The organism is Paenibacillus protaetiae, from assembly GCF_004135365.1.
In the GTDB taxonomy this organism is placed as follows: Bacteria; Bacillota; Bacilli; order Paenibacillales; family Paenibacillaceae; genus Paenibacillus_AP; species Paenibacillus_AP protaetiae.
On record NZ_CP035492.1, the window covers coordinates 966,104 to 988,165 of the forward strand.

Annotated in this window: 21 protein-coding genes and 1 pseudogene; 19 read left to right on the top strand and 3 right to left on the bottom strand. The window is 54.2% G+C overall.

From position 1 onward, the window contains the following. Positions 1-91 precede the first annotated feature (91 nt). From ET464_RS04275 to ET464_RS04345, 16 genes and pseudogenes are all read left to right on the top strand, one after another. Positions 92-1,633, top strand: coding sequence for an ABC transporter ATP-binding protein (locus ET464_RS04275; RefSeq protein ID WP_129438540.1), 1,542 nt, complete (start codon positions 92-94; stop codon positions 1,631-1,633). Then, entirely contained in the window at positions 1,630-2,037 is a 408-nt protein-coding gene (locus tag ET464_RS20200; protein ID WP_244226656.1) for a hypothetical protein, read from the top strand. The genes ET464_RS04275 and ET464_RS20200 overlap by 4 nt, the downstream gene beginning before the upstream one ends. A 28-nt stretch (positions 2,038-2,065) precedes the next feature. Next, positions 2,066-2,728, top strand: a complete 663-nt coding sequence (locus tag ET464_RS20205) for an ABC transporter permease (protein WP_244226657.1) — start codon at positions 2,066-2,068, stop codon at positions 2,726-2,728. Between the two features lie 24 nt (positions 2,729-2,752). Then, a pseudogene (locus tag ET464_RS04285) lies at positions 2,753-3,669 on the top strand (ABC transporter permease). Between the two features lie 20 nt (positions 3,670-3,689). Then, positions 3,690-4,484, top strand: coding sequence for an FAD binding domain-containing protein (locus ET464_RS04290; RefSeq protein ID WP_165279891.1), 795 nt, complete (start codon positions 3,690-3,692; stop codon positions 4,482-4,484). Continuing rightward, positions 4,388-4,609, top strand: coding sequence for a hypothetical protein (locus ET464_RS19940; protein ID WP_244226658.1), 222 nt, complete (start codon positions 4,388-4,390; stop codon positions 4,607-4,609). Before ET464_RS04290 ends, ET464_RS19940 begins: the two co-directional genes overlap by 97 nt. Continuing rightward, positions 4,593-6,968, top strand: coding sequence for a xanthine dehydrogenase subunit D (pucD, locus tag ET464_RS04300; protein WP_129438546.1), 2,376 nt, complete (start codon positions 4,593-4,595; stop codon positions 6,966-6,968). The genes ET464_RS19940 and pucD overlap by 17 nt, the downstream gene beginning before the upstream one ends. Next, the gene (locus ET464_RS04305; RefSeq protein ID WP_129438548.1) at positions 6,961-7,494 is read left to right on the top strand and encodes a (2Fe-2S)-binding protein; all 534 of its coding nucleotides are present in this window, start codon (positions 6,961-6,963) and stop codon (positions 7,492-7,494) included. The genes pucD and ET464_RS04305 overlap by 8 nt, the downstream gene beginning before the upstream one ends. After that, on the top strand, positions 7,481-7,981 hold the full coding sequence (gene uraD, locus ET464_RS04310; protein ID WP_129444068.1) for a 2-oxo-4-hydroxy-4-carboxy-5-ureidoimidazoline decarboxylase: 501 nt from the start codon (positions 7,481-7,483) through the stop codon (positions 7,979-7,981). The genes ET464_RS04305 and uraD overlap by 14 nt, the downstream gene beginning before the upstream one ends. Before the next feature lie 42 nt (positions 7,982-8,023). Continuing rightward, positions 8,024-8,389 carry a hydroxyisourate hydrolase gene (gene uraH / locus ET464_RS04315; RefSeq protein ID WP_129438550.1) on the top strand — a complete coding sequence of 122 codons (366 nt, stop codon included), beginning with the start codon at positions 8,024-8,026 and terminating at the stop codon, positions 8,387-8,389. A 27-nt stretch (positions 8,390-8,416) separates the two neighbouring features. Continuing rightward, positions 8,417-9,799, top strand: coding sequence for an allantoinase (locus ET464_RS04320; protein ID WP_129438552.1), 1,383 nt, complete (start codon positions 8,417-8,419; stop codon positions 9,797-9,799). Between the two features lie 305 nt (positions 9,800-10,104). Beyond that, positions 10,105-11,361, top strand: coding sequence for an allantoate deiminase (gene allC, locus ET464_RS04325; RefSeq protein ID WP_129438554.1), 1,257 nt, complete (start codon positions 10,105-10,107; stop codon positions 11,359-11,361). Continuing rightward, a complete protein-coding gene (locus tag ET464_RS04330) occupies positions 11,358-12,617 on the top strand; it encodes a pyridoxal-phosphate-dependent aminotransferase family protein (protein WP_129438556.1) in 1,260 nt (419 codons plus the stop codon). Before allC ends, ET464_RS04330 begins: the two co-directional genes overlap by 4 nt. Before the next feature lie 93 nt (positions 12,618-12,710). Further along, positions 12,711-13,754: an adenosine deaminase gene (gene add, locus ET464_RS04335; RefSeq protein ID WP_129438558.1), complete on the top strand. Its 1,044-nt coding sequence runs from the start codon at positions 12,711-12,713 to the stop codon at positions 13,752-13,754. Between the two features lie 363 nt (positions 13,755-14,117). Next, the gene (locus tag ET464_RS04340) at positions 14,118-14,378 is read left to right on the top strand and encodes an HPr family phosphocarrier protein (RefSeq protein WP_165279892.1); all 261 of its coding nucleotides are present in this window, start codon (positions 14,118-14,120) and stop codon (positions 14,376-14,378) included. 196 nt (positions 14,379-14,574) lie between these two features. After that, complete coding sequence (locus ET464_RS04345) at positions 14,575-15,213, top strand: SDR family NAD(P)-dependent oxidoreductase (RefSeq protein ID WP_244226659.1); 639 nt, start codon at positions 14,575-14,577, stop codon at positions 15,211-15,213. Between the two features lie 211 nt (positions 15,214-15,424). Here ET464_RS04345 and ET464_RS04350 read toward each other — a convergent pair whose 3' ends face one another. Further along, positions 15,425-17,743 (bottom strand): heavy metal translocating P-type ATPase, encoded by a 2,319-nt coding sequence (locus ET464_RS04350; RefSeq protein WP_129438560.1) that lies wholly within the window; start codon positions 17,741-17,743, stop codon positions 15,425-15,427. Positions 17,744-17,943: 200 nt separating this feature from the next. Between ET464_RS04350 and ET464_RS04355 the strand changes: the two genes are divergently transcribed. Both ET464_RS04355 and ET464_RS04360 read left to right on the top strand, forming a co-directional pair. Then, the gene (locus ET464_RS04355; protein ID WP_129438562.1) at positions 17,944-19,299 is read left to right on the top strand and encodes an Nramp family divalent metal transporter; all 1,356 of its coding nucleotides are present in this window, start codon (positions 17,944-17,946) and stop codon (positions 19,297-19,299) included. Positions 19,300-19,417: 118 nt separating this feature from the next. Beyond that, positions 19,418-19,741 (top strand): ArsR/SmtB family transcription factor, encoded by a 324-nt coding sequence (locus tag ET464_RS04360; RefSeq protein WP_129444072.1) that lies wholly within the window; start codon positions 19,418-19,420, stop codon positions 19,739-19,741. Between the two features lie 122 nt (positions 19,742-19,863). Here ET464_RS04360 and ET464_RS04365 read toward each other — a convergent pair whose 3' ends face one another. Then, positions 19,864-20,472, bottom strand: coding sequence for an acyl-CoA thioesterase (locus ET464_RS04365; RefSeq protein ID WP_129438564.1), 609 nt, complete (start codon positions 20,470-20,472; stop codon positions 19,864-19,866). A gap of 158 nt (positions 20,473-20,630) precedes the next feature. On the opposite strand from ET464_RS04365, the gene ET464_RS04370 reads away from it, so the two are divergent. Further along, the gene (locus ET464_RS04370) at positions 20,631-21,539 is read left to right on the top strand and encodes a LysR family transcriptional regulator (RefSeq protein WP_129438566.1); all 909 of its coding nucleotides are present in this window, start codon (positions 20,631-20,633) and stop codon (positions 21,537-21,539) included. A 5-nt stretch (positions 21,540-21,544) separates the two neighbouring features. Here the strand turns inward: ET464_RS04370 and ET464_RS04375 are convergent, their stop codons facing one another. Beyond that, positions 21,545-21,973, bottom strand: coding sequence for a GNAT family N-acetyltransferase (locus ET464_RS04375; RefSeq protein WP_129438568.1), 429 nt, complete (start codon positions 21,971-21,973; stop codon positions 21,545-21,547). Positions 21,974-22,062 lie beyond the last annotated feature (89 nt).

Below are 22,062 nucleotides of genomic sequence, written 5' to 3' on the forward strand. Positions count from 1 at the left end.
ACCGGTTAGCCATGATACAGCAGCAGCCGCCAACAAATCCCTTATCCAAGGGATTTGTTGGCTTACTTATGAAGGAGAGGGGCGCTTATCCATGTATAAGCAAGCCGGACATTCGCTTGAGATGCACCGGATTGTGAAACAATTCGGGTCTGTCATCGCAAACGATCAGATCGATTTTGCGGTTAAAGCCGGTGAAATTCACGCGCTGCTCGGGGAAAACGGGGCGGGTAAAAGCACGATGATGTGCATGCTCTCCGGCGTTTACCGTCCCACCAGCGGGGACATCGTGCTGAACGGGCGAAAGGTCCATATCCGATCGCCTAAGGATGCGATGGAGCTTGGCATCGGAATGGTGTTCCAGAACTTCAGGCTCGTGCAGACGTTAACGGCGGCGGAAAACATTGTGCTCGGCGAGAAAACGTCTTTTTGGCGGGGACCGCGCTGGATGAAGCAAAAACAGCAGGAAATCGAAACGATTGCCCGGCATTTCGGTCTGACATTTCCAGTGGATCGCCCGATCTGGCAGCTATCGGTCGGGGAACAGCAGCGAGTGGAAATTGTGAAAACTTTGTACCGCGGCGCGAGCATTATCATTCTGGATGAACCGACATCCGTACTGACGCCGGGCGAAGCAGACCAGCTGTTCCGCACGCTAATCCGCATGAAGGAGGAAGGGAAAACCGTCATTATAACGACGCACAAGCTGAAGGAGGTTATGGCTGTTTCCGACCGGATTTCCGTTATGCGCAAAGGGAAGCTGACTCATACGATGGACAAAACGGACACGAATGAACGGGAGCTTGCCCAGCTGATGGTCGGCAAGACGGTATCCGAAGCGCGCCACTTGCCGGAGCGGCCGCAAGGCAAACCGCTGCTGACCGTAGAGCAGGTTGATGTTTATGCCGACCATGGCCGCAAAGCGCTCGACAACTTTTACCTGCAAGTAATGGAAGGCGAAATTGTCGGGGTAGCCGGCGTGGCAGGCAACGGGCAGAAGGAGCTGGCAGAGATGTTGTCCGGCCTTCGCAGCTGGAAGAGGGGCAAAGTGTATTTCGACGGCAAGGAGCTTAAAAACGGGTCGGTACGCGGTGCGATTGAGGCCGGTATTTCCCATGTGCCGGAAAACCGGATGAAAAGCGGGCTTGCCGGCAGTCTCGGCATTGTAGATAATTTGCTGTTCAAGTCGTACCGGACGAAAGAGCGTTCGAAATACGGCCTGCTCCGAACGGCCGGCAACCGGGTTTGGTCAGAGGAGCTGGTGGCGCAATTCGATGTCAAAACACCAAGCCTGGATACGCCGGTGCGCCATTTGTCCGGGGGCAATCAGCAGAAGCTGCTGTTTGCGAGGGAAGTACACCAGAATCCGCGGCTGATGGTGGCGGTCCACCCGACACAAGGCCTGGATGTCGGCGCAACGGAAGGCGTTCACCAGCTGCTGACCGATCTGCGCAACCGGGGACGCAGCGTCTTGCTTATATCAGAAGATTTGGATGAAGTTATGCTGCTGTCGGACCGCATTCTCATTATTTACAATGGCCGGATTATCGGCGAGATGAGACGGAATGAGGCGGACCGGGACCGAATCGGCATGCTGATGGCCGGTCTTCAAGAAGCGGAGGAGGAAACCGGATGAACGCAGCGGAAAGCAGGCTTGCGACAGAGAAGAAAAAGGGGTTTGTGTTTCCTTACCGGCTGGAGTGGGATGCTTCCCGCAAGGAAAGCCCCTGGTGGATGACCATCGTGTCGATTGTGCTGGCGCTCGTATTTTGCGGTATTTTCATATGGGCAAACGGCATGAATCCCCTTACGGTATACGGCAAAATGCTGAATGGCGCGTTCGGCACGCAATTTGGCATAACCGAAACGCTCGTTAAAGCGATTCCGCTGCTGCTGTGCGGCTTGGGCGTGGCTGTCGCTTACCGGATATCCATCTGGAATATCGGGCGGAAGGGCAGTTCGCCATTGGGGCAATGGCGGCAACTGCGGTTACGATCTATTTTCCGAATATGCCGTCTTACCTTGTTATACCGGCCATGATCGTGTTCAGCATCGCCGGCGGAGGCTTATGGGGCTGTTAACCGCCATTCCCAGAACTTATTTCCGCGTCAACGAGCTGATTACTTCGTTAATGCTCAACTATGTAGCGCTTCTGGCTTTGGATTATGTCGTGTTCGGGCCATGGAAAGATCCAAAGGGCTTTAATTTTCCCGGCACGCCGATGTTTACGGATGCGCAGTCGCTGCCGTTAATCGGCACGACCCGGCTGCATTACGGCTTTATATTCGCCATTGTGGCGGTTGTGCTTTATTACTTGATGATGAAGTATACCCGCTGGGGTTATGAGCTGAAGCTGATCGGCGCCAATCCGGAAGCGGCGAAAAATGCCGGCATCCGCATCAGCCGCCATATTTTGCTCGTGATGCTCATTAGCGGAGGGTTGGCCGGACTCGCCGGAATGGCGGAGGTGTCCGGCGTTTCACACCGGCTGATGTACGGCATATCGCCCGGGTACGGTTATACGGCAATTATTGTCGCTTGGCTCGCCAAGCTGAATCCGATTGGGCTCGTTGTGTCTTCGGTGTTATTCGGCGGACTGATTGTTGGCGGCTACAGCGTGCAGACGATTGGCCTGCCGTCATCCATTTCGAGCATGCTGCAGGGAGCCATCTTGTTTTTCCTGATCGGAGGAGCAACGGCAGGCAAGTTCCGGCTGCGGAAATACCAATAGAGAAGGGGAACGCAAATGGATATGATGACGCTGCTTGCCGCGGCGATCTCATCGGGCACACCGCTGCTGTTTGCCGTATTGGGCGGCATTCTGATCGAACGGTCGGGTATTATTCAGCTTGGCGCGGAAGGGCTTATGCTGATGGGGGCCGTACTGTCATGCCTGACCTATTTGCATACGCACAGCCTGCTGCTTGCCCTGCTTGCATCGCTTGCTGTATGCGGCTTGCTGGGCATCGTACACGCGTTTCTCTGCGTGACGCTTCGGACGAATCAAATTGTGAGCGGGCTTGCGATGACGTTGTTTGGCACCGGCCTCAGCGCCTATTTGGGCAAACCGGTAAGCGGCCAGCCGCTTCCAGGCACCGTGCCGAAGCTGGATTTGCCTTGGCTGGACGGCGTTCCGTTCTTCGGCAAGCTGTTTGGCCATCTGGACGTGCTGACATGGTTCAGTTTTGCGCTTGTCCTTGTAATGCATTTGTACATTCACCGCACTTCATGGGGCTGCATTTGCGGGCAATCGGCGATAATCCGCCTACAGCGGATGTGATGGGCATACCGGTACAACAGTTCCGCTACGGTTACGTTGTGATCGGCTCGATGCTGATCGGCCTCGCCGGCGCCGACATGCTGCTTGTTTACTCCCCGACCTGGACGGAAGGGATGACAGCCGGACGCGGCTGGATCGCCGTTGCGCTAATCATTTTTGCAAGGTGGAATCCGCTGCGCGCTTTGTTTTGCGCCTATTTGTTTGGAGCGCTCGATTCGATCGGCTTCCGGATTCAGCTGACCGGCAGCGCAATTCCTTCGTACTTTCTGAAGATGATTCCGTACATCGTTACCATTCTGGTGCTTATGTTTCTGGGCTGGCGTAATCGGAACAAACCGTCCGGATCGCCGGAATCGCTCGGAACGCCTTATGTTCGAGAGCAACGATTTTAGCAGAAAAGGAGAGAATGGCCATGAGCTTGCAGGAACGGGAGCATTCTTCCTTCGTCATTCAGCCGGCAACGGCTGAAGAGGCGGCAAAGCTGCTGCAATCGCTGGAAGGGGAAGCGGCAATTGTTGCCGGAGGAACCTTGCTGCGAACCCATTGGGAAGCAGGAACGGCCGCTATACCGCGTTATATGATTGATCTGGGCGGGCTGCCGGGCATTACCGGAATTACCAATAGCGACAGCGGACTGATGATCGGCGCGATGACGCCGCTTTCGGTTTGCCGGGCGAGCAGCCTGATCCAGAACGCTTTTCCGCTGTTAACGGAAGCTTGCCGCAGCATTGCAGCGCCGTCTATCCGCAATTTGGCGACGCTCGGCGGAAATATCGTATCCGCGATTGGCGATGCCATTCCGGCACTGCTCGTATACGAGGCTGTACTGTGCTGGCATGACGGTATGCAGGAGCAGCGCGAGCTGCTGGCCGACTGGCTGCGCCAGCCGCGCAAAGGGCGCATATTGCTGCGCGTGGAGCTTCCGTTTTCATACACGGAAGAGATGAATTCGAACATGAAGCGGTTTACCGCTTTTCATAAAATCGGGCGGCGGGAGGCGTTTACGCCTTCTGTCGTAACGGCTGCCGTCGATGGCTGGCTGGATACATCGACAGGCTGCTGGGGGAAGTTCGCATTGCGCTTGGCGGGGGCCAAACGACAGCGTCCAGGATGGAAACGATCGAACAGCTGCTGCAGGGGAACAAGGCTGGAACAGCACTGCTTTCCCAAATGTACACCAAAATTTTGCATGAATTTGAGCCGGTAGGCGACGCATTTGCGCCGGTCCAATACCGGACCAAAACAGCGGCGAATGTCGTAGCTGCACAATTGTGGAAAGTGATGAAGCAATATGAGCCGGAAGGGGGCGGGGGTTATGCTGCTGAATCGTGAAACTAGCGGCAGCCGATGGCGCATCAGGCCGGACGGACCGGGCAAAGTTACCGGAAGCTTGGCTTACTTGACGGATATGGCAGCCCCGGGGATGCTTTACGGCCTGATCGCGAGAAGCCCTCATCCACATGCGAATATCGTCTCGATCCGGACGGAAAAAGCGGAAGCCCTGCCCGGCGTATACGCCGTTTTGACCTATCGCGATGTGCCTGGACTGAACCGGTACGGCATTGCGCACCCTGATCAGCCGGTATTATGCGAGGATAAAGTCCGGTATATCGGCGATGCGGTGGCGGCTGTTGCAGCGGATTCGCTGGACGCCGCCAGGCAAGCGCTGGCGCTGATCGAGGTGGAATACGAGCTGCTTCCGGTTGTGGATGACGCGGAGGAGGCGCTGCGCGAAGATTCGCCTAAGCTCCATCCGCAAGGCAATCTGCTCCATCATGCGGACTATTACCGCGGTGCTCGGCTGGAAGAAGGTTTCGCCCAATGTGCCTATGTTGTCGAACAGACCTATCGCACACCGCGCCAAATGCACACCTATATGGAGACGGAAGGCGGGTTGTTTGTTCCTGAGGATGACGGGCGGCTGACCGTATATTCGCCGACGCAGCACGGCCGGATGGACCGGTTTCAGCTGTCCCGTATTCTCGATTGGCCGGAAGAGCAGATCCGGATTATTTCCAGTCCGATTGGCGGCTCATTTGGCGGCAAGGACGAATTGAATGTACAGCCTTACGGCGCGCTGCTGGCCGTTCGAACGGGCCGTCCGGTAAAAATCCACCAATCCCGCTGGGATTCCGTAAGAGCCGGTTTAAAGCGGCATCCGATGAAAATTACGATGAAAACGGGCTGCAGCGCGGATGGTCGGCTGATCGCCCATGAAGTGCGTATTGTGGCCGACACCGGACCGTACGCCACGCTTGGCGCGGAAGTGCTGAACTTTGCAGTCGAGCATGTTATCGGACCTTACCGGTATGACTTTATAGCGGTGAACGGTTATTCCGTTTTTACCAATAACGGAATGTCCGGCGAGTTCCGGGGCTTTGGCGGCAATCAGGCCATCTTTGCGCTGGAAGGGCAGTTGGACCGTCTTGCAGCGGCAACCGGCATTGATCCGTGGACGTTTCGAAAAATCAATATGCGGCACGCTGACGATCTCGGTCCCTTTGGCCAGCCTATAGCGCTCACGAACGGCGCTGAGCAGGTATGGACGGAACTTGAACAAAGCCCGTTATGGCAGGAGCGGATGGCCCGGAAGGCCGCTGCGAAGAAAAAGCGGCCAGCTGAAAATGAAGGGGAACGTCCCTTTGTCCAGCCGGAGAACAGCATGGCGGCTGCGCTGCAGCCGCCATGGATCAAGACGGGGATCGGCGCCGCCTTCACTATGCACGGCGCAGGACTTGGAGCAGGGCTGCCTGATCCGGCCGGCGGCCGGCTGAAGCTGCGTGAAGACGGCAAGATCGAAGCGGCGTTTGGCTACGAGGAATTTGGCCAAGGACTGATCGCTTCACTGATGCAAATGCTGATCGAACAGTTCGGCTTCGCCTCTTCGGATATTGCGATTGTCATCGGCGATACCGATCTCGTGCCGGACAGCGGCTCTACGACCGCTTCCCGGGCAACAAGCATGATGTGGAAGTCGCTGCAGCGCATGAAGCAGCCCTTTACAGAGCTGCTTCTGTCCCGCGCTTCCGAGCTGCTCGGAGAGCCAAAAGCGTCGCTGCGCCTTGGCGAAGGCGGCATTTGGCGGGGGAACAGCGGCGAAGCGGGCGGCTTCGTACCCGCATTGTCCTATGCGGAGCTTGCGGAAAGGAGCGGTGATCATGAGCTTCAGACCGATACGGCATTCCGCTTTCCGGCAACATCGTTTGACCGCGTAGGCGCTCATTTTATGTACACGTATTCGGCAGTTGCGGTCAAAGTTGAGGTTAACGAACTGACAGGTCGGGTGACCGTAATCGACCAATTTCATACGGTGGCCGCCGGCCCGGTTATTAATCCGCAAGGCTTCCTCGGCCAGATTGAAGGCGGAAGCAATATGGCATTAGGTTTCACGATTACAGAGGATGCCGTTATGGACAAAGGCTTCTATTTAACGCGCAACCTCGATACGTATCTCGTGCCGACCATTGCGGATTCCCGCGGAACGGTTACGGTATCTGCCATTGACCAGCTGCCGGAAGGAGACGATTACGGTCCTCGCGGCATTGGCGAGGTAGGTTCCGTTACACTCGCTCCAGCCATTGTTCAAGCGATATTTGAAGCAACCGGAAAATGGGTGTCAAAGCTGCCGATTGATCCGGAGCTGCTGCAGGAAAAGTTCTGTGATGGAGAGGCGGCGGGGGCGAATGAATGATCATATGCCAGCTGAAGGAGCAGCGGTGCAGCTGAGCGGGCTCAAGGAAGTTCAATTTACGCTGAATAATGAATTAATTGCATTAACTATTAATCCTGCTAAACGTCTGCTGGATGTGATTCGGGACGAACTTCGTTTGACCGGGACGAAACGTTCCTGTGAAATTGGCCGCTGCGGAGCCTGCATGGTGCTCGTAGACGGCAAGCAAATGAACAGCTGCCTTCTGATGGCTTATCAATGCGAAGGAAAATCCATTACAACGATCGAAGGCCTCCATCCCGAGCAAGGCGAATTCGATTGCATCCAGCAAGCGTTTCTGGAGGAAGGCGGTTATCAATGCGGCTACTGTACGCCGGGCATGGTGTTATCCGTTAAGGCGCTGCTGGATCAAAACAGCAGTCCGACACCGGACGAGGTGGAAGAAGCGCTGTCCGGCAACTTGTGCCGGTGTACCGGTTACGGCGGCATTTGGCGGGCTGTTCAACGAGCTGCGGAAATGAGGCGACAAAGTGATGAAGCTGGATGATTTGAATCAACTCGAGCATAAACCTTTTACTGCAGCGCTTGGCGCTATTTTCGAACATTCTCCATGGATAGCGGAGCTTGTATGGGCGAGGCGGCCTTTTACATCCGCTGCACATTTGCATCAAGAAATGATGGGTATTGTCCGCAATTCCTCGCCGGACCTAGTCATGGGCCTGCTCCGGGCTCATCCGGATTTGGCGGCGCGCATCCAGATGGCGGATCATTCCGTGAAGGAGCAGCAGGGAGCCGGCCTCGACCGGTTAAGCCCTGAGCTGTTCGAATGGTTTCAGACGCATAACCGGCTTTATGCCGAAAAATTTGGTTTTCCGTTTATATTCGCAGTTAAAGGTAAAACGGTCGCCGATATCCAAGCCGCCATGTCATCACGTATTTCTCATACAGCGGAGCAGGAGACGGAACAGGCGCTGGCGGAAATTGGCCGTATCACCGGTTTTCGTCTGGCGGAATTGCTGGAGGAGCCGCTGTAATTCCTGACATTTAAACGATTGGAAGCCAAAAGGAGGGGTCGGATGAGCAGTGACGGGCGGTTAACAACCCATGTACTGGATACGTCTTTGGGCAAGCCTGCTGCGGGGATGCGGATCGAATTGAAAAGACTGGAGCCGGACGGCGCGGAGCGGCTGCTCCGAATTGCCGTTACGAACAGCGACGGGCGGGTGGATGCTCCGTTGATATCAGGAGGACAGATGGAAGCCGGCGTCTATGAGCTTATATTCGAAGCCGGGGATTACTTTCGCGAGCACCGTCATTTACCGGCAGAGGCGATCGTGTTTGACCGGATCCCGATCCGGTTCCGGGTGGCGACGGAACAATCGCATTATCATATTCCGCTGCTCATTGCGCCGGGCGGCTACAGCACGTACAGGGGCAGCTGACCATCATCAGAAGAGGAGGAATCGGCTATGGCGCTGGATCTTATTATTCGCGGCGGGAGCGTCGTCCTGGCGAACGAGGTCCGCAAGGCGGATATCGGGGTTCGGGACGGGCGGATTGCCGTTCTGGCGGATTCGCTTCAGGATGAAGCGTGCATCACTTGTATAGATGCCGAAGGTAAACTTGTTTTTCCCGGCATGGTTGATATTCACGTTCATTTTAACGAGCCGAATTTCGGCCATTGGGAGGGCTTTGCAACCGGCTCTGCAGCACTGGCGGCCGGCGGCTGCACGACTTATGTCGATATGCCGCTCAACGGCAATCCTCCTACGGTTGATGCCGAAGCGCTGCGCATGAAGCTTGATTTGGCGAAAGGCCAGTCGTCGGTTGATTATACGGTATGGGGCGGATTAGTTCCAGGCCATTTGAACCGGCTCGAAGAACTTGCCGCCGAAGGCGTTCGGGGATTTAAAGCATTTATGTCCAATCCGGGCGGGGAAGGCGAAGGACGTTTCCGCGAAGCGGACGATTGGACGCTGTATGCAGGCATGAAGCGGATCAAGGAGCTGGGCGGTTTTGTTGCCCTTCACGCGGAAAGCGATTCAATTACGTCTAGGCTGGCTGGTGAAGCTGTTGCGGCCGGACGGACGGATGCGGGGGCGTTTGCCGCCTCGCGTCCCGTAATCGCCGAGCTGGAGGCGGTAAATAAAGCACTGCTGTTTGCGGAGGAAACAGGCTGTCAGGTCCATTTTGTCCATATTAGCAGCCCGGCCGCCATTCGGCTGATCGATCAGGCGAAACGGCGCGGCGTCCCGGTTACAGCCGAAACCTGTCCGCATTATTTGGTGTTAACGGAGCAGGACATGGCTGATAAAGGACCGGTTGCCAAATGCGCGCCGCCCTTGCGCAGCAAGGATGCCCAGGAGGAGCTGTGGACGCTGCTGGCGGAAGGCAAGCTCGATGTAATCGCATCGGATCATTCCCCGTGCCCGCCCGAGCTGAAGCTGGACGGCAGGCTGACGTTTTTTGAAGCATGGGGCGGCATTTCCGGCGCACAAAGCAGCCTGGAGCTGATGCTGGATGAAGGCTGGCTGAAGCGAGGCATACCGCTGCCGCTTCTGGCCAGGCTGCTGAGCACCGGACCGGCTAAACGGTTTGGCCTTCATCCGCGCAAAGGCGAAATCACCCTTGGGGCGGATGCGGATTTTGCAATTGTGGATACTGACGAGCCGTATGTGCTAACTGAAGAACAGCTGTATTACCGGCACAAAATGAGCCCGTATGCAGGGCGTCAATTCAACTGCAAAGTTACAGCCACCTATGTGCGGGGCAAACTTGTATACTCGGCGGATGCCGGTATCGTGGCGCCGGGCAGCGGCCAGCTGTTATTGCAGCCTGTGAAAGTTGGCTGAAGCGCTGCGGCGCAAAACTTTAAGCGTATGCTTACGAAGCGAAGTTTTGCTGAAGCAGGTTCAGGAAGAAGGAACACCGCAAAACTTTAAGCGTATGCTTACGAAGTTAAGTTTTGCTGAAGCAGGTTCAGAAAGAAGGAACACCGCAAAACTTTAAGCGTATGCTTACGAAGTTAAGTTTTGCTGAAGCAGGTTCAGGAAGAAGGAACACCGCAAAACTTTAAGCGTTATGCTTACGAAGCGAAGTTTTGCTGAAGCAGGTTCAGGAAGAAGGAACACCGCAAAACTTTTTAGGAGGCTGTGACATGAGTATGCCTATGAAGCAGGAGGCCGCCTCCTTGGTTATTCAGCTTCTTGAGGAGCTTGGCGCGATTGGGGCTGACCCGGATGGCGGTGTGACGCGGCTTCTGTATTCGCCGGAATGGCTGCAGGCGCAGCTGTTTTTGGCGGAGCGGATGAAGCAGCTTGGCTTGGAAGTGCGGTTCGACCGGGTCGGCAATTTATACGGGAAGCTGCAAGGCAGATATCAGGGCAGCCCTGTCATTTTGACTGGCTCCCATATTGATACGGTTCGTTCAGGCGGCTATTATGACGGTGCGTATGGCATTGCCGCAGGCATTGCGGCTTTAACTTATTTGAAAGATACGTACGGCGAGCCGAACTATACGCTGGAGGTGGTATCGTTTTGCGAAGAAGAAGGAAGCCGGTTCCCGCTGACCTATTGGGGCTCCGGCAATGTGAGCGGTCTGTATTCGTGGGACGGGTGCCCTCCTATTACCGACAGGAATCAAATCTCCTTGAAGGAAGCAATGGAATCATCCGGCTTCGGCAAAGCTGAACTTCCGGAAGCGGTCCGCGATGATCTGGCGGCTTTTGTGGAGCTCCATATCGAACAAGGGCCGGTATTGGAAAAAATGCGCAAGCATATCGGCATTGTAGAAGCTATAGTCGGGCAGCGCCGTTATGGCATTACGGTTCGCGGAGAAACGAATCATGCCGGCACAACGCCAATGCCAATGCGCAAAGATGCGCTTGTCGGCGCAGCGGAAATGATGATGCAGCTGGAGGCGGATGCTTTATTGTACGGGGAGCCGCTCGTGGCGACGGTTGGCCGGGTTGAGGCAGTGCCGAATGTGCCGAATGTCGTGCCGGGCGAGGTCGCTTTTACCGTTGATATCCGTCATCACGACGAGCAAGTGCTGGAGGAATTCAGCAGCCAGATACTAGGCAAATTCAAGGAGATTGCTAAATGGCGCGGGCTGGAAATGTCCGAGGTTTCGTGGCTGGAAGCCAAACCTGCTCCTATGCATAAAGCGCTGGGAGACCGCCTGGAGAAAATATCCGGCGATTTATCGCTTTCTTACCGCCGGCTGGTCAGCGGCGCCGGCCATGACGCCCAGCTTTTCTCCGCCGTTTGCCCGACAGCGATGTTGTTCGTGCCAAGCAAAGGAGGCGTCAGCCACTCGCCGGAAGAATATACGGCTCCGGAGGAGCTGGCGGAAGGCGTGTCGGTGCTGGCTGCACTGCTATACGAAATGGCTTATGAGGAGAAATTGCCATGACTAAGGAATTTTCGCCTTCGCCGCGCACGATAATGACACCAGGGCCGGTTGAAGTAGATCCTAGAGTATTGCGAGCGATGTCGTACCCGATATTAGGACAATTCGATCCTGAGTTCACATCGCTTATGAACGAGACGATGGTAATGCTGCGCGAGCTGTTTCAGACATCCAACCAATGGGCGTATCCGGTGGACGGCACTTCGCGTTCCGGCATTGAAGCGGTACTCACCAGCCTGATCGAGCCGGGCGACCGGGTACTTGTTCCGATTTACGGCCGGTTTGGCCATTTGCTGTATGAAATTGCGGAGCGCTGCGGCGCCGAAGTGATTGCCATGGAACAGGAATGGGGCGCCGTGTTTGAACCGCAGCAAGTAATCGAAGCTATCCGCAAGGAAAAACCGGCGATTGTCGCTATGGTGCACGGCGAAACATCTACGGGACGCATCCAGCCGCTTGAGCAGATTGGCAAAGCTTGCCGCGAGCTTGATGTGCTGCTTGTCGTCGATGCGGTGGCTACAATCGGCGGCGTTCCGGTTGAAACCGATAACTGGTGCCTCGATGCGGTCATCGGCGGCACGCAAAAATGTTTGTCCGTTCCCGCCGGAATGGCGCCTGTCACGTATAACGAACGGGTTGAACGTAAAATTTTGTCGCGGAAAAGAGTCGAGCGAGGCTTGCGCACCGGCTTGGTTCCGGAAGCGTACGCCGATGAAACGAAACTTATCCGGAGCAACTATTTGGATTTAAGCCAGCTGCAGGATTATTGGAGCCCGGCGCGGCTGAACCATCATACCGAAATGACATCTATGCTTTACGGACTGCACGAAGGGCTTCGCCTTGTTCTGGCTGAAGGGCTTGAAGCACGGTTTGCAAGGCATCGGCGCCATGAACAGGCGCTGACAGCGGGCCTTACGGCGATGGGATTAAGCTTGTACGGTGACTGCGCCTGCAAGCTGCCGGTCGTCACCTGTGTCGATATTCCGGATGGGGTGGACGGCGAAGCGGTTCGACGGATGCTGCTCGACCGGTTCGGCATCGAAATCGCCAGCTCGTTTGGCGCGCTGAAGGGGAAAATATGGCGTATCGGCACGATGGGTTACAGCTGCAGCATGAAAAATGTGCTTCATTTGCTAGGTGCGCTGGAAGCGGTTCTGCTTCGCTTTGGGGCCGCCGTACATCCGGGGGCGGCACTGGCAGCCGCGCTGGATGCATATGACGAATCCGCCGCCGGCGAGCCGGCGCACGCTGTAAAGTAACCGATTCGACAAATACCGCCGCATCCGTACAAGCCGGGTCGGCGGTTTGCCTTATATTGTGATAAAATACGGGGATATGAAAGGGGAGCCACGATGACCGAATGGAATGAACAGCTGCTGAAAGCATTGCCGAAAATTGATTTGCATGTCCATTTGGACGGGAGCGTGAAGCCGGAAACTTTAAGAGAGCTGGCGGATGCCCAAGGCATGCCTTTGCCGGAAGGAGAACTGACCGGCAGCATGCAAGTGGATGAACAATGCGAAAGCCTCGTTGATTATTTAAGCAAGTTCAGCTTTGTGCTGCCTTTTTTGCAAACGGCTGAAGCGCTGGAGCGCGTCGCCTACGAAGTTGTGGAACAAGCCAAGGAGCAAAACTGCCTATACATTGAAGTCCGCTTTGCACCGCTGCTCCATACACAGCAAGGATTGTCTGCGGCAGAGGCAATCCGCCTCGTTGTCGCCGGCCTTCAGCGGGCGGAAGCCGAGCTGGGCGTTCCGGCGCGGGCGATTGCGATTTGCATGCGTCACGATACGCCAGAGCGCAGCAAGGAAGTTATTCAAGCGGCTGCCGAGTGGCACGGCAAAGGTGTCGCTGCGGTTGATTTGGCCGGAGACGAAGCCGGCTACCCGCCTGAGCTGCACCGGGAACTGTTTGAACTGGCGCGCAGGCTGAAGCTGCCGGTTACCATCCATGCAGGAGAAGCGGGGGGCGCAGACAATGTCCGGACGGCAATCGAACAGCTTGGCGCGCTGCGGATTGGCCACGGTGTCCGGATGCAGGAAGACCCGTCCGTTGTCGAGCTCGTCCAACGCCGCCGCATACCGCTAGAGATGTGCCCGCTTAGCAACATTCAGACGAAGGCAGTAAGCGGCTGGGAAGTTTATCCGATTCGTTCCTATATGCAGCAAGGCATTCTCGTAACTGTTAATACGGACAACATGACCGTATCCGGCACAACGATGACGAATGAATATGCGCTTTTGGCGGAGAAGCTTGGTTTCAGCGGGAAGGAGCTGGCCCAATTAAGTTTGAATGCGGCGGATGCGGCTTTTCTCGAAGAACCGGCCAAATCGGCGCTGAAGCGGCAAATGATGCAAAAGCTTGCCGAACTGGGGCTGGAGCCGGCGGAGATTTAAGTTTTGCAATTGTTTAATGGCGTTAACTATATAAAATTATTAACGTCATTAATTATAGGGTCTATAAAAAGCAGCCTCACCCTAATATGCTTTGCAAGCAGCAGGGAGGCTGCTTTTTTCACGTTGGAGACTTGAGAAAGGGGATGCTCGAGTGCCGGGGGGGACGACGGCCGGGCTGCACACTCATGCGTATCTTGACGCAGCGGGTGTCCCTTCCATCATGGCCGTTTGGCAAAAACATAACAAATCCGTCTGGCGCAATTGGAAAAATGTGAGTACAATCAAAGGGAAAAGGAAAGCGAAAGACAAAAGGAAAGCGGCTGCATGCTGGAATGAAAACGTTTGCTAAAGAGGCGATAAGACATGAGAGTGCATGAATTTATGGTCAATCATACGCTTGAACGGGAAGACCTGATGGCTATTTCGCAGAAAGCCGCCCGGTTTACAGCAGACATTATCCTGAAGTTTCAATTTTCGGATGTAGAGCATTCCGTTGATGTGAAAAGCTTGCTGGGCATTATGCTTCTTCCAATTCACCAAGGCGTTACGGTTCGGCTGGAGACGAAGGGGAAAGATGAGCTGGAAGCATTGGAATTTGTATTGCCTCTTTTGGAGAAACGTTAACGCGGGCAGCCAGATCTGATCGGCGGTGTGGAGCATTCCGGGCAGCCGGCACAATTGCCGGACAGCTGCCGCAGCACGTTCTGGCGCATACACAACGACGAATGTTTACATCATTTATATTATGTAAACAAGAGGGCGATGTATGTATGTTGCACATCCGTTCATTTACAAATGCAAACAGGGAGGGTATGGAATAATGAATATTTTAATTACCGGGGCCGGACGAGGATTAGGCCTGCATTTGGCTGCCGAAGCGCTTAGACGGGGGCATTCTGTGATTGCAGCAGTCCGCAATGCGGCGGCAGACGGCGCATTGGCAAAGCTTGAACAGCAGTATAAAGGGCGGGTTGCCTATGCCGCATTTGATGTGACTGACGAGCAGGCGATCGCGCAGTTTGCCGCCGATGCTTCGGAAGCAGGGATTACAGTAGACGCGGTCATAAACAATGCCGCCATATTAACAGAGCGCAGTGCTTCTATCGAAACGCTGAACATGGATGAGGTGGCGCGTTCATTCGAGATTAATGTGTTTGGCCCGATGAAAGTGGTCAAGCATGTACTGCCGCTTATGAATGGGACATCCGGCGCTATCGTTAATATATCTTCGGAAGCCGGCAGCCTGCACAATGCTTATGGCGGCGACTATCCGTATGCCATGACCAAAACGGCTCTGAACATGTTTACGGAACAGCTAAGGCATGCTGTAAAAGAACGGGGCATTGCGGTTTACAGCGTACATCCCGGATGGATCCGGACCGATATGGGGGCGAGCAAGCACCCGGGGACCCGCAAAACAGCGCGTCAGGCATTCTCGATATTGCAGAGGGGAAAATAAAGCCGGAAAGCCGGTTCGCCTTTATTTCTTACGCCGGAGAGCCGATGCAGATTTGACCGTATTGAAAGCGGGACGGGTATCAATTCATGAGATTAATGGCATTAAATAAAACAAAACCAGCTTGGCTGATCCGTCATACGGTTCGCATGGAGAACGAACGATTCTCATAGCGAAGCTGTACGGGGCAGCCAGGCTGTTTTTATTAATGGCGTTAAATATCAATCTTTGCTTCGCGGCGCGCTTTAGGGGACAGCAATATCGTCAAACTTGCCAAGGTTACAAATACAGTAGCGCCCATGTCGGACAATATGGCGATCCAGAGTGTCAGCCAGCCTGGAATGGTGAGCAGCAGCGCAATAAGCTTAAGCCCCAATGCGACGCTAAGGTTAAAGCGGATCAGCCAGTTCACTCGTTTGGAAAGCGATATGGCCGCCGGCAGCTTGCCTATGTGGTCCTGCATCAATACGATGTCCGCTGTTTCGATCGCGCTGTCGGTGCCTTTCCCCATAGCGATGCCGAGGCTGGCGGATGCCAGAGCGGGAGCGTCATTGATGCCGTCGCCGATCATGGCTACACGCCCTTGTGCGGACAACTCTCTGATTTTGGCCGCTTTTTCATCCGGCAGAAGGCCGGCGTAATATTCGGTTACGCCTACGGCATCCGCTACGTTGGCCGCCGTTACGCCATGGTCGCCGGTCAGCATGACCGTCCGTTTGATGCCGCTGCGGTGCAGGGATGCCATCATCGCACGGCTTTCGCTGCGGATTTCATCGGCAATCCCGAACATGCCGAGCAGTTCCGTTTTGCTTGCCGCCAGGACAAGCGTCAGCCCTTGGCTTTTCCATTCGGCGGCGCAGCTTTGCTGAGGTTCGGGAATGGCGATGCCCAGGCTGCGGATAACCGCTTCATTACCAATCCAATATTCAGCGCCTTCGACGACGGCTTTCATGCCGCTTCCCGGCAAAGCGGTGACTTGCTCCGCAGCGGGATAATCCATTTGCAGCCGGTCCAGCTCCTTCATGACCGCTTTTGCCAGCGGATGAGAGGAGGTTCTTTCGATTGCGCCCGCCACCCGGTAGAAAAGTTCCGCATTGTACATAGTTGTTGCGACGACATGAGGTTCGCCTTTGGTTAAAGTACCGGTTTTGTCAAAAGCCATAATATCGACATGGCCAAGCTGCTCCAAATATACGCCGCCTTTGACCAATATACCGTTTCTTGCGTTCCGGGCAATGCCGGAAACGATCGCAATCGGCGAAGACAATATCAAGGCGCAAGGGCAGCCGACGATCAGAACCGACAGCCCCTGATAAAGCCAGTCATGCCATGGCTTGCCGATAAACAGCGGGGGGATAACCATGACAAGCGCGGCGACCAGCATAATAAAAGGGGTGTAATATTGGGCAAAACGGTTAATAAACAGCTCGGTTGGCGTTTTGGTATCTTGCGCTTCCTCGACGAGATGAAGAATACGGGCGAGAGAAGAATCCTCGTATGCTTTTTCAATTCGCACCCGCAGTGCGCCTTCATTGTTGACACTCCCGCCAAATACGCGATCTCCCGCCTGCTTGTCGACAGGCAAAGACTCTCCTGTAATAGCGGCTTCGTTCACAGAACTTGCCCCTTGCTCGATGACGCCGTCGGAAGGGATCTTCGATCCCGGCTTAATGATTACGATATCCCCGATTTGCAGCTGGCGGACAGGTATGACAGCTTCGCGGCCGTCCTGAAGCCGTATCGCGGTGCTCGGCGCCGTATTCAGCAGCGATTCCATCGAACGGCGCGTCGTTTCCATGCCGTAGCCTTCCAGAAGCTCATTCAGCCCGAATAAAATGGCAACAAGCGATGCTTCTTTCCATTCGCCGATTGCAGCCGCGCCAACAAGCGCAATCGTCATCAGCGTATCAATATTAAAACGGAAGCGGAGCAGGTTTTTGACGCCGCGCGCGAAGGTTGAATAACCGCTAAGTCCGGCAGCAACAATATAAATAGCGATGAGAGCGGGCTTCGGCAGCGTACCATCCAACAACAGGGCTGTCCCGTATAATATGGCAGACACAATGAGCAGCGTTAAAACAGTGCGGCCATGCCCATCGGCATGGGAATGGCCTTGCGCATCATCGGCTCCATAGGCGTGACCGTGCGCATCGTGCGTATCAGCCCCGCCATAGGCGATGGAGCCGTGCCTGTCATCGCCCTGGGCATGGCGATGCGCGTCTGCGCCGCTATGCAAGCGCACGCGGCTTTGCATGCCGCCGTCAGGCGCTGCAGCAGCTGCGCTGCCCTTGTGGCGCTGTTCCGCCGGCGGCGGGGAAGTGTGGCTCTCCGCTGCTTCCGGACGCGCCAGAGAGGCGCCGTCGCTTCTTAAAATACGTTCTACCGCTTCCAGCGATATTTGCGGATCCAATTTAAGCTTTCCCGAATTGTAGCTAAGTACGGCGCTGCCGCCATGCTCCAGCTTTTTGATTTGGCGTTCGAGTTCTGCTGCGCAGTTGCTGCAGGACAGCCCTTTAACGCGATATTCGTTCATAGCGGAGACCTCATTTCATCGTTTGAACAATATATGAATACTTGCTCATATAATATTCAGTGCGAGTAGCAATTGTCAAACTATTTTCATAATATGATTTACATTTTTGCGGTTTAGGCATATAGTAGTTCCATAAAGAAAAGTTGCACTAGGGCAAAACATTCCCCTATGCACAACTTATTTGGGAGAGGTGAAAAACTATGGCTGATGAATCCATGACCGTAGAGAGCGGCTGGAAAACATCCGAGAAACCTGCAAGCCTGCCAGAAGTTCATCGATCAATGAAAGTGCCCAAAACCGGTTCGGTTTTTCGTAAATTTCTTGCATTTGCAGGACCAGGCTACCTTGTAGCGGTAGGCTACATGGACCCGGGCAACTGGGCGACGGACATTGCCGGCGGTTCGATGTTCGGCTATTCGCTGCTTTCCGTTATTTTGCTGTCCAATCTGATGGCCATCGTGCTGCAGGCGTTAGCCGGCAAGCTTGGCATTGCGACAGGGCGCGATCTCGCTCAAGCGTGCCGTGAGCATTATAGCAAACCGGTATCCATTGTATTATGGGTACTATGCGAACTGGCGATTGCAGCGTGCGATCTCGCTGAAGTCATCGGGACCGCCATTGCTTTGAATTTGCTGTTTGGCATACCGGTTCTCTATGGTGTTATTATTACAGTCGTGGACGTTTTTATTATATTGCTGCTTCAGCACAAAGGGTTTCGGTACATTGAGGCGTTTGTCATCACACTGATCGGGACGATTGCGGTTTGCTTCGGCTTGGAGCTGTTCTGGTCAAAACCAGAATTCGCAGCCGTCATGAATGGATTTATTCCGCGTACGGAATCGGTGACGAATCCGGCAAGCTTGTATCTCGCTATTGGCATTTTGGGCGCGACTGTGATGCCGCATAACCTGTATTTGCATTCCTCCATCGTACAAACGAGGCAGTTCGACCGTACGCCGCAAGGAAAAAGGCAGGCTATCCGTTATTCAACATGGGATTCGACCATTGCGCTCTTTTTCGCTTTGCTGATTAATGCTGCGATTCTTATCATTGCAGCCGCGACATTCCATAAAGCCGGCATGACCGAGGTGGCGGAAATCGGGGATGCTTACCATCTGCTGGCGCCGATGCTGGGCACTACGCTCGCATCCATTATGTTTGGGGTTGCTTTGTTAGCTTCGGGGCAAAATTCTACACTGACCGGCACTCTGGCCGGCCAGATCGTCATGGAGGGCTTCCTGAACATCAGGCTGCCGCAATGGCTCCGACGCCTTGTTACCCGGCTCATTGCCGTTATACCGGCCGTTATCGTAACCGCGATGTACGGGGAGAAGGGCACCAATGATTTGCTTATTTTGAGCCAGGTAATATTGTCCTTCCAGCTTTCCTTTGCAGTTGTGCCGCTTATTACCTTTACAAGCAGCCGCAAAATGATGGGCGAATTCGCCAACCGGCTGTGGCTAAAGGTGACGGCTTGGGCAATTGCCGTTATTATTATCGTATTAAACGTGATTTTGCTGCTGCAAACTTTCTTCGGCCAATCCTTGTTCGGCTAATGCGAATGATGCCGCCGAAGGATTGGCGCGCAGGCAGCAGGTCCAATGAAGTGGGTGGTTTCGTTTGACGGAGAAAATAATCGAAGAGCAATGTGAAACTTCCTGTGACGGGGTGCAAATGACGGCGGATTCCGCATCGTCTTTCCGGGCTGATGAACGGACTGCAGCCGAGCTGGCTGAACTGTTTAAGGCGCTGGGCGATCCGACAAGGGTCAAAATCATTTATGCGCTTATGAAGCAGGAACTGTGTGTCCATGAGTTGTGCATTGTGCTCGAGATGGCGCAGTCCGCCGTATCGCATCAGCTGAGGTATTTGCGCAATGTACGGATTGTAAAAAGAAGAAAAGCCGGCAAAACCGTCTATTACTCGCTGGACGATGAACATGTCAGCGAAATATTCCGGCTCACCTTGCAGCATCTTGAGCATTTGCAAGAAGACTAAAAGCAAAAAAAAACCGCCGCCCGGCCGTTTGAAGGCATTAACCCTTTCCGTAAATTTAGGAAAGGAATAATGCCGATTCGGCAAAAGGGAGGCGGTTTTTGCTTCAAGCGCCGGACAGCCGGTTACCAAGGCACGTCCCAAGCGTTAGCGAAAGCATCGGATGTTTGTGCATCCAGATCCGCTGTTTTTCTTTCATTGCGGCTGAGCTTGTAGTCTACGCCGAGATATTGGGCAAACATTTTGCTTTCCTGGCGTCTGATTTTACGGGCTTCCTTCCGCTCATGCGCCGTTTCGAACAGCTTGATTTCTTCCGGCGTTCCCGGAATGACAGCCGGCACTTCTGTCGGACGGTCGTCTTCGCCAAGCGCAACGAACGTCAGGAAGGAAGTGGCGCATACTTTGCGTTCTCCGGTCAGCAGGTCTTCTGTAATAACGCGGACAAATACTTCCATTGAAGTTTTGTGCGTCCATGTGACAAAAGCGGATAAGCAAATGGCGTCGCCTTTGCGCACAGGGTGCAGGAAGTCAACCGAGTCGGTCGAAGCGGTAACGACCGGACGGCGCGCATGGCGCGTAGCTGCGATAGTTGCCACATCGTCAATATAAGACATGAGCTTGCCGCCAAAAATCGTGCCGTGATGGTTCGTATCCGGAGGCAATACAATCGAAGCCTTTATCGTATAAGATTCACTTGCCGGTTTGGCAGTGCGTTTAAAGTTTAAACTATCCATAACAAATCCTTCTCTCATTAAAACGTCAGCAGTATTGTAGTTTGTTTTGTTTTTCATAATGGCTAATTTACACCTAATCGAACGATAGGTAAAATACATATATTGAATAGTTTACATTCCTTTTCTCTATATACGATATGTAAGGGGTTGCATCAAAAATGGACATCCGCCATCTCAAATATTTTACCGCCGTTGCGCAAAACGGCAGCTTTACGCGAGCCGCCGAAGAGCTCCATATTTCCCAGCCTACCTTGTCCAAAATGGTCCGCTTGCTCGAGCAGGAGCTGGAGGTGGAGCTGTTCGACCGTTCAGCGAAACAAATTGAATTAACCGACGCCGGAAAAACGATATTGCGTTCATCGCTTCATATTATGAACGCGATGGAAAACATGCAGCTGGAGCTTCAGGATGTTGTCCATCTTGAACGGGGCACACTTCGGCTTGGCATGCCGCCGATGATCGGGGGCAAATTTTTTGCCACTATTATCGAGAAATTCCATCTCCGTTATCCGAAGGTCGACATCAAGGTGGAGGAAAAGGGCGGCAAATCCATTGAAACCCATGTGGAAAGCGGGGAACTGGACGCCGGGATCGTCATATTGCCGGTCGAGACGGCCAGCTTGTTCTACATGCAGCCTTTGCTGGAGGAACGCCTGATGGTAGTAACAGACCGCGACCATCGCTTGGCCGGAGAGAAGCGGGTGACGTTAACCGAATTGGAGGAAGAGCCTTTTATCTTGTTTGTCCAGGATTTCCGGCTGCATCATTTGGTCAAGGAGGCCTGCCTGAAAACCGGCTACACGCCTAAAATCGTATTTGAAAGCTCGCAGTGGGATTTTATGACGGAGATGGTAGCCGCCCGTTTGGGCATTACGCTGCTGCCGGAGACGGTATGCCATTCGCTCGATACGAAACGGTTTGCCGTCATCGAACTGGATCATACCGATCTGCGCTGGCGCCTTGCCATGATCTGGAACAAAGAGAAGTACATGTCTTTTGTCGGCAGGGAATGGGTAAAATTTGTGCAGGAGCATTTTGATCGTCAGGAGGAGAGGGCAGAGGGATAAGCCGCTTAAAGCCGGCCAATCCCTTTGTCCAGCACATGCTGCGACTTGTTCAGCTCAAATCCGACCCGCGTATAAAACTTCAGGGCATCCGTCCGGATTTGGTTCGTGCGGACCCTTATCTTCGTATAACCGGATTCCGCCGCCCATTGCTCGCATGCTTGCACAAGCTGCCTGCCGATCCCGCTTCCGCGCCGGGTCTGATCAACGACCAGCCCGCAAATTTCAACAAAAGGGGCGGATTCGATTAAAAACCTCGTATTGGCATGAACCCAGCCAAGCAGATGATCCCCTTCGTCCATGACGTAAACGGCATGGTCAGCACCTTTTGTTTGAATAAGCCTTTCTTCGATTTGTGAGGAGGATACCGGATATCCAAGCTGCCCGGAGAGCCGGGCGATTTCGGCAGCATCGTTTAAAACGGCGGGTCTGATCATCAGTATTCACCTTCTATGCAGGATGTGGAATAAAGCCGCCTTGCCATTCATCCGATTGTACAATACTGAAACCATTCTAGATAGAGCGG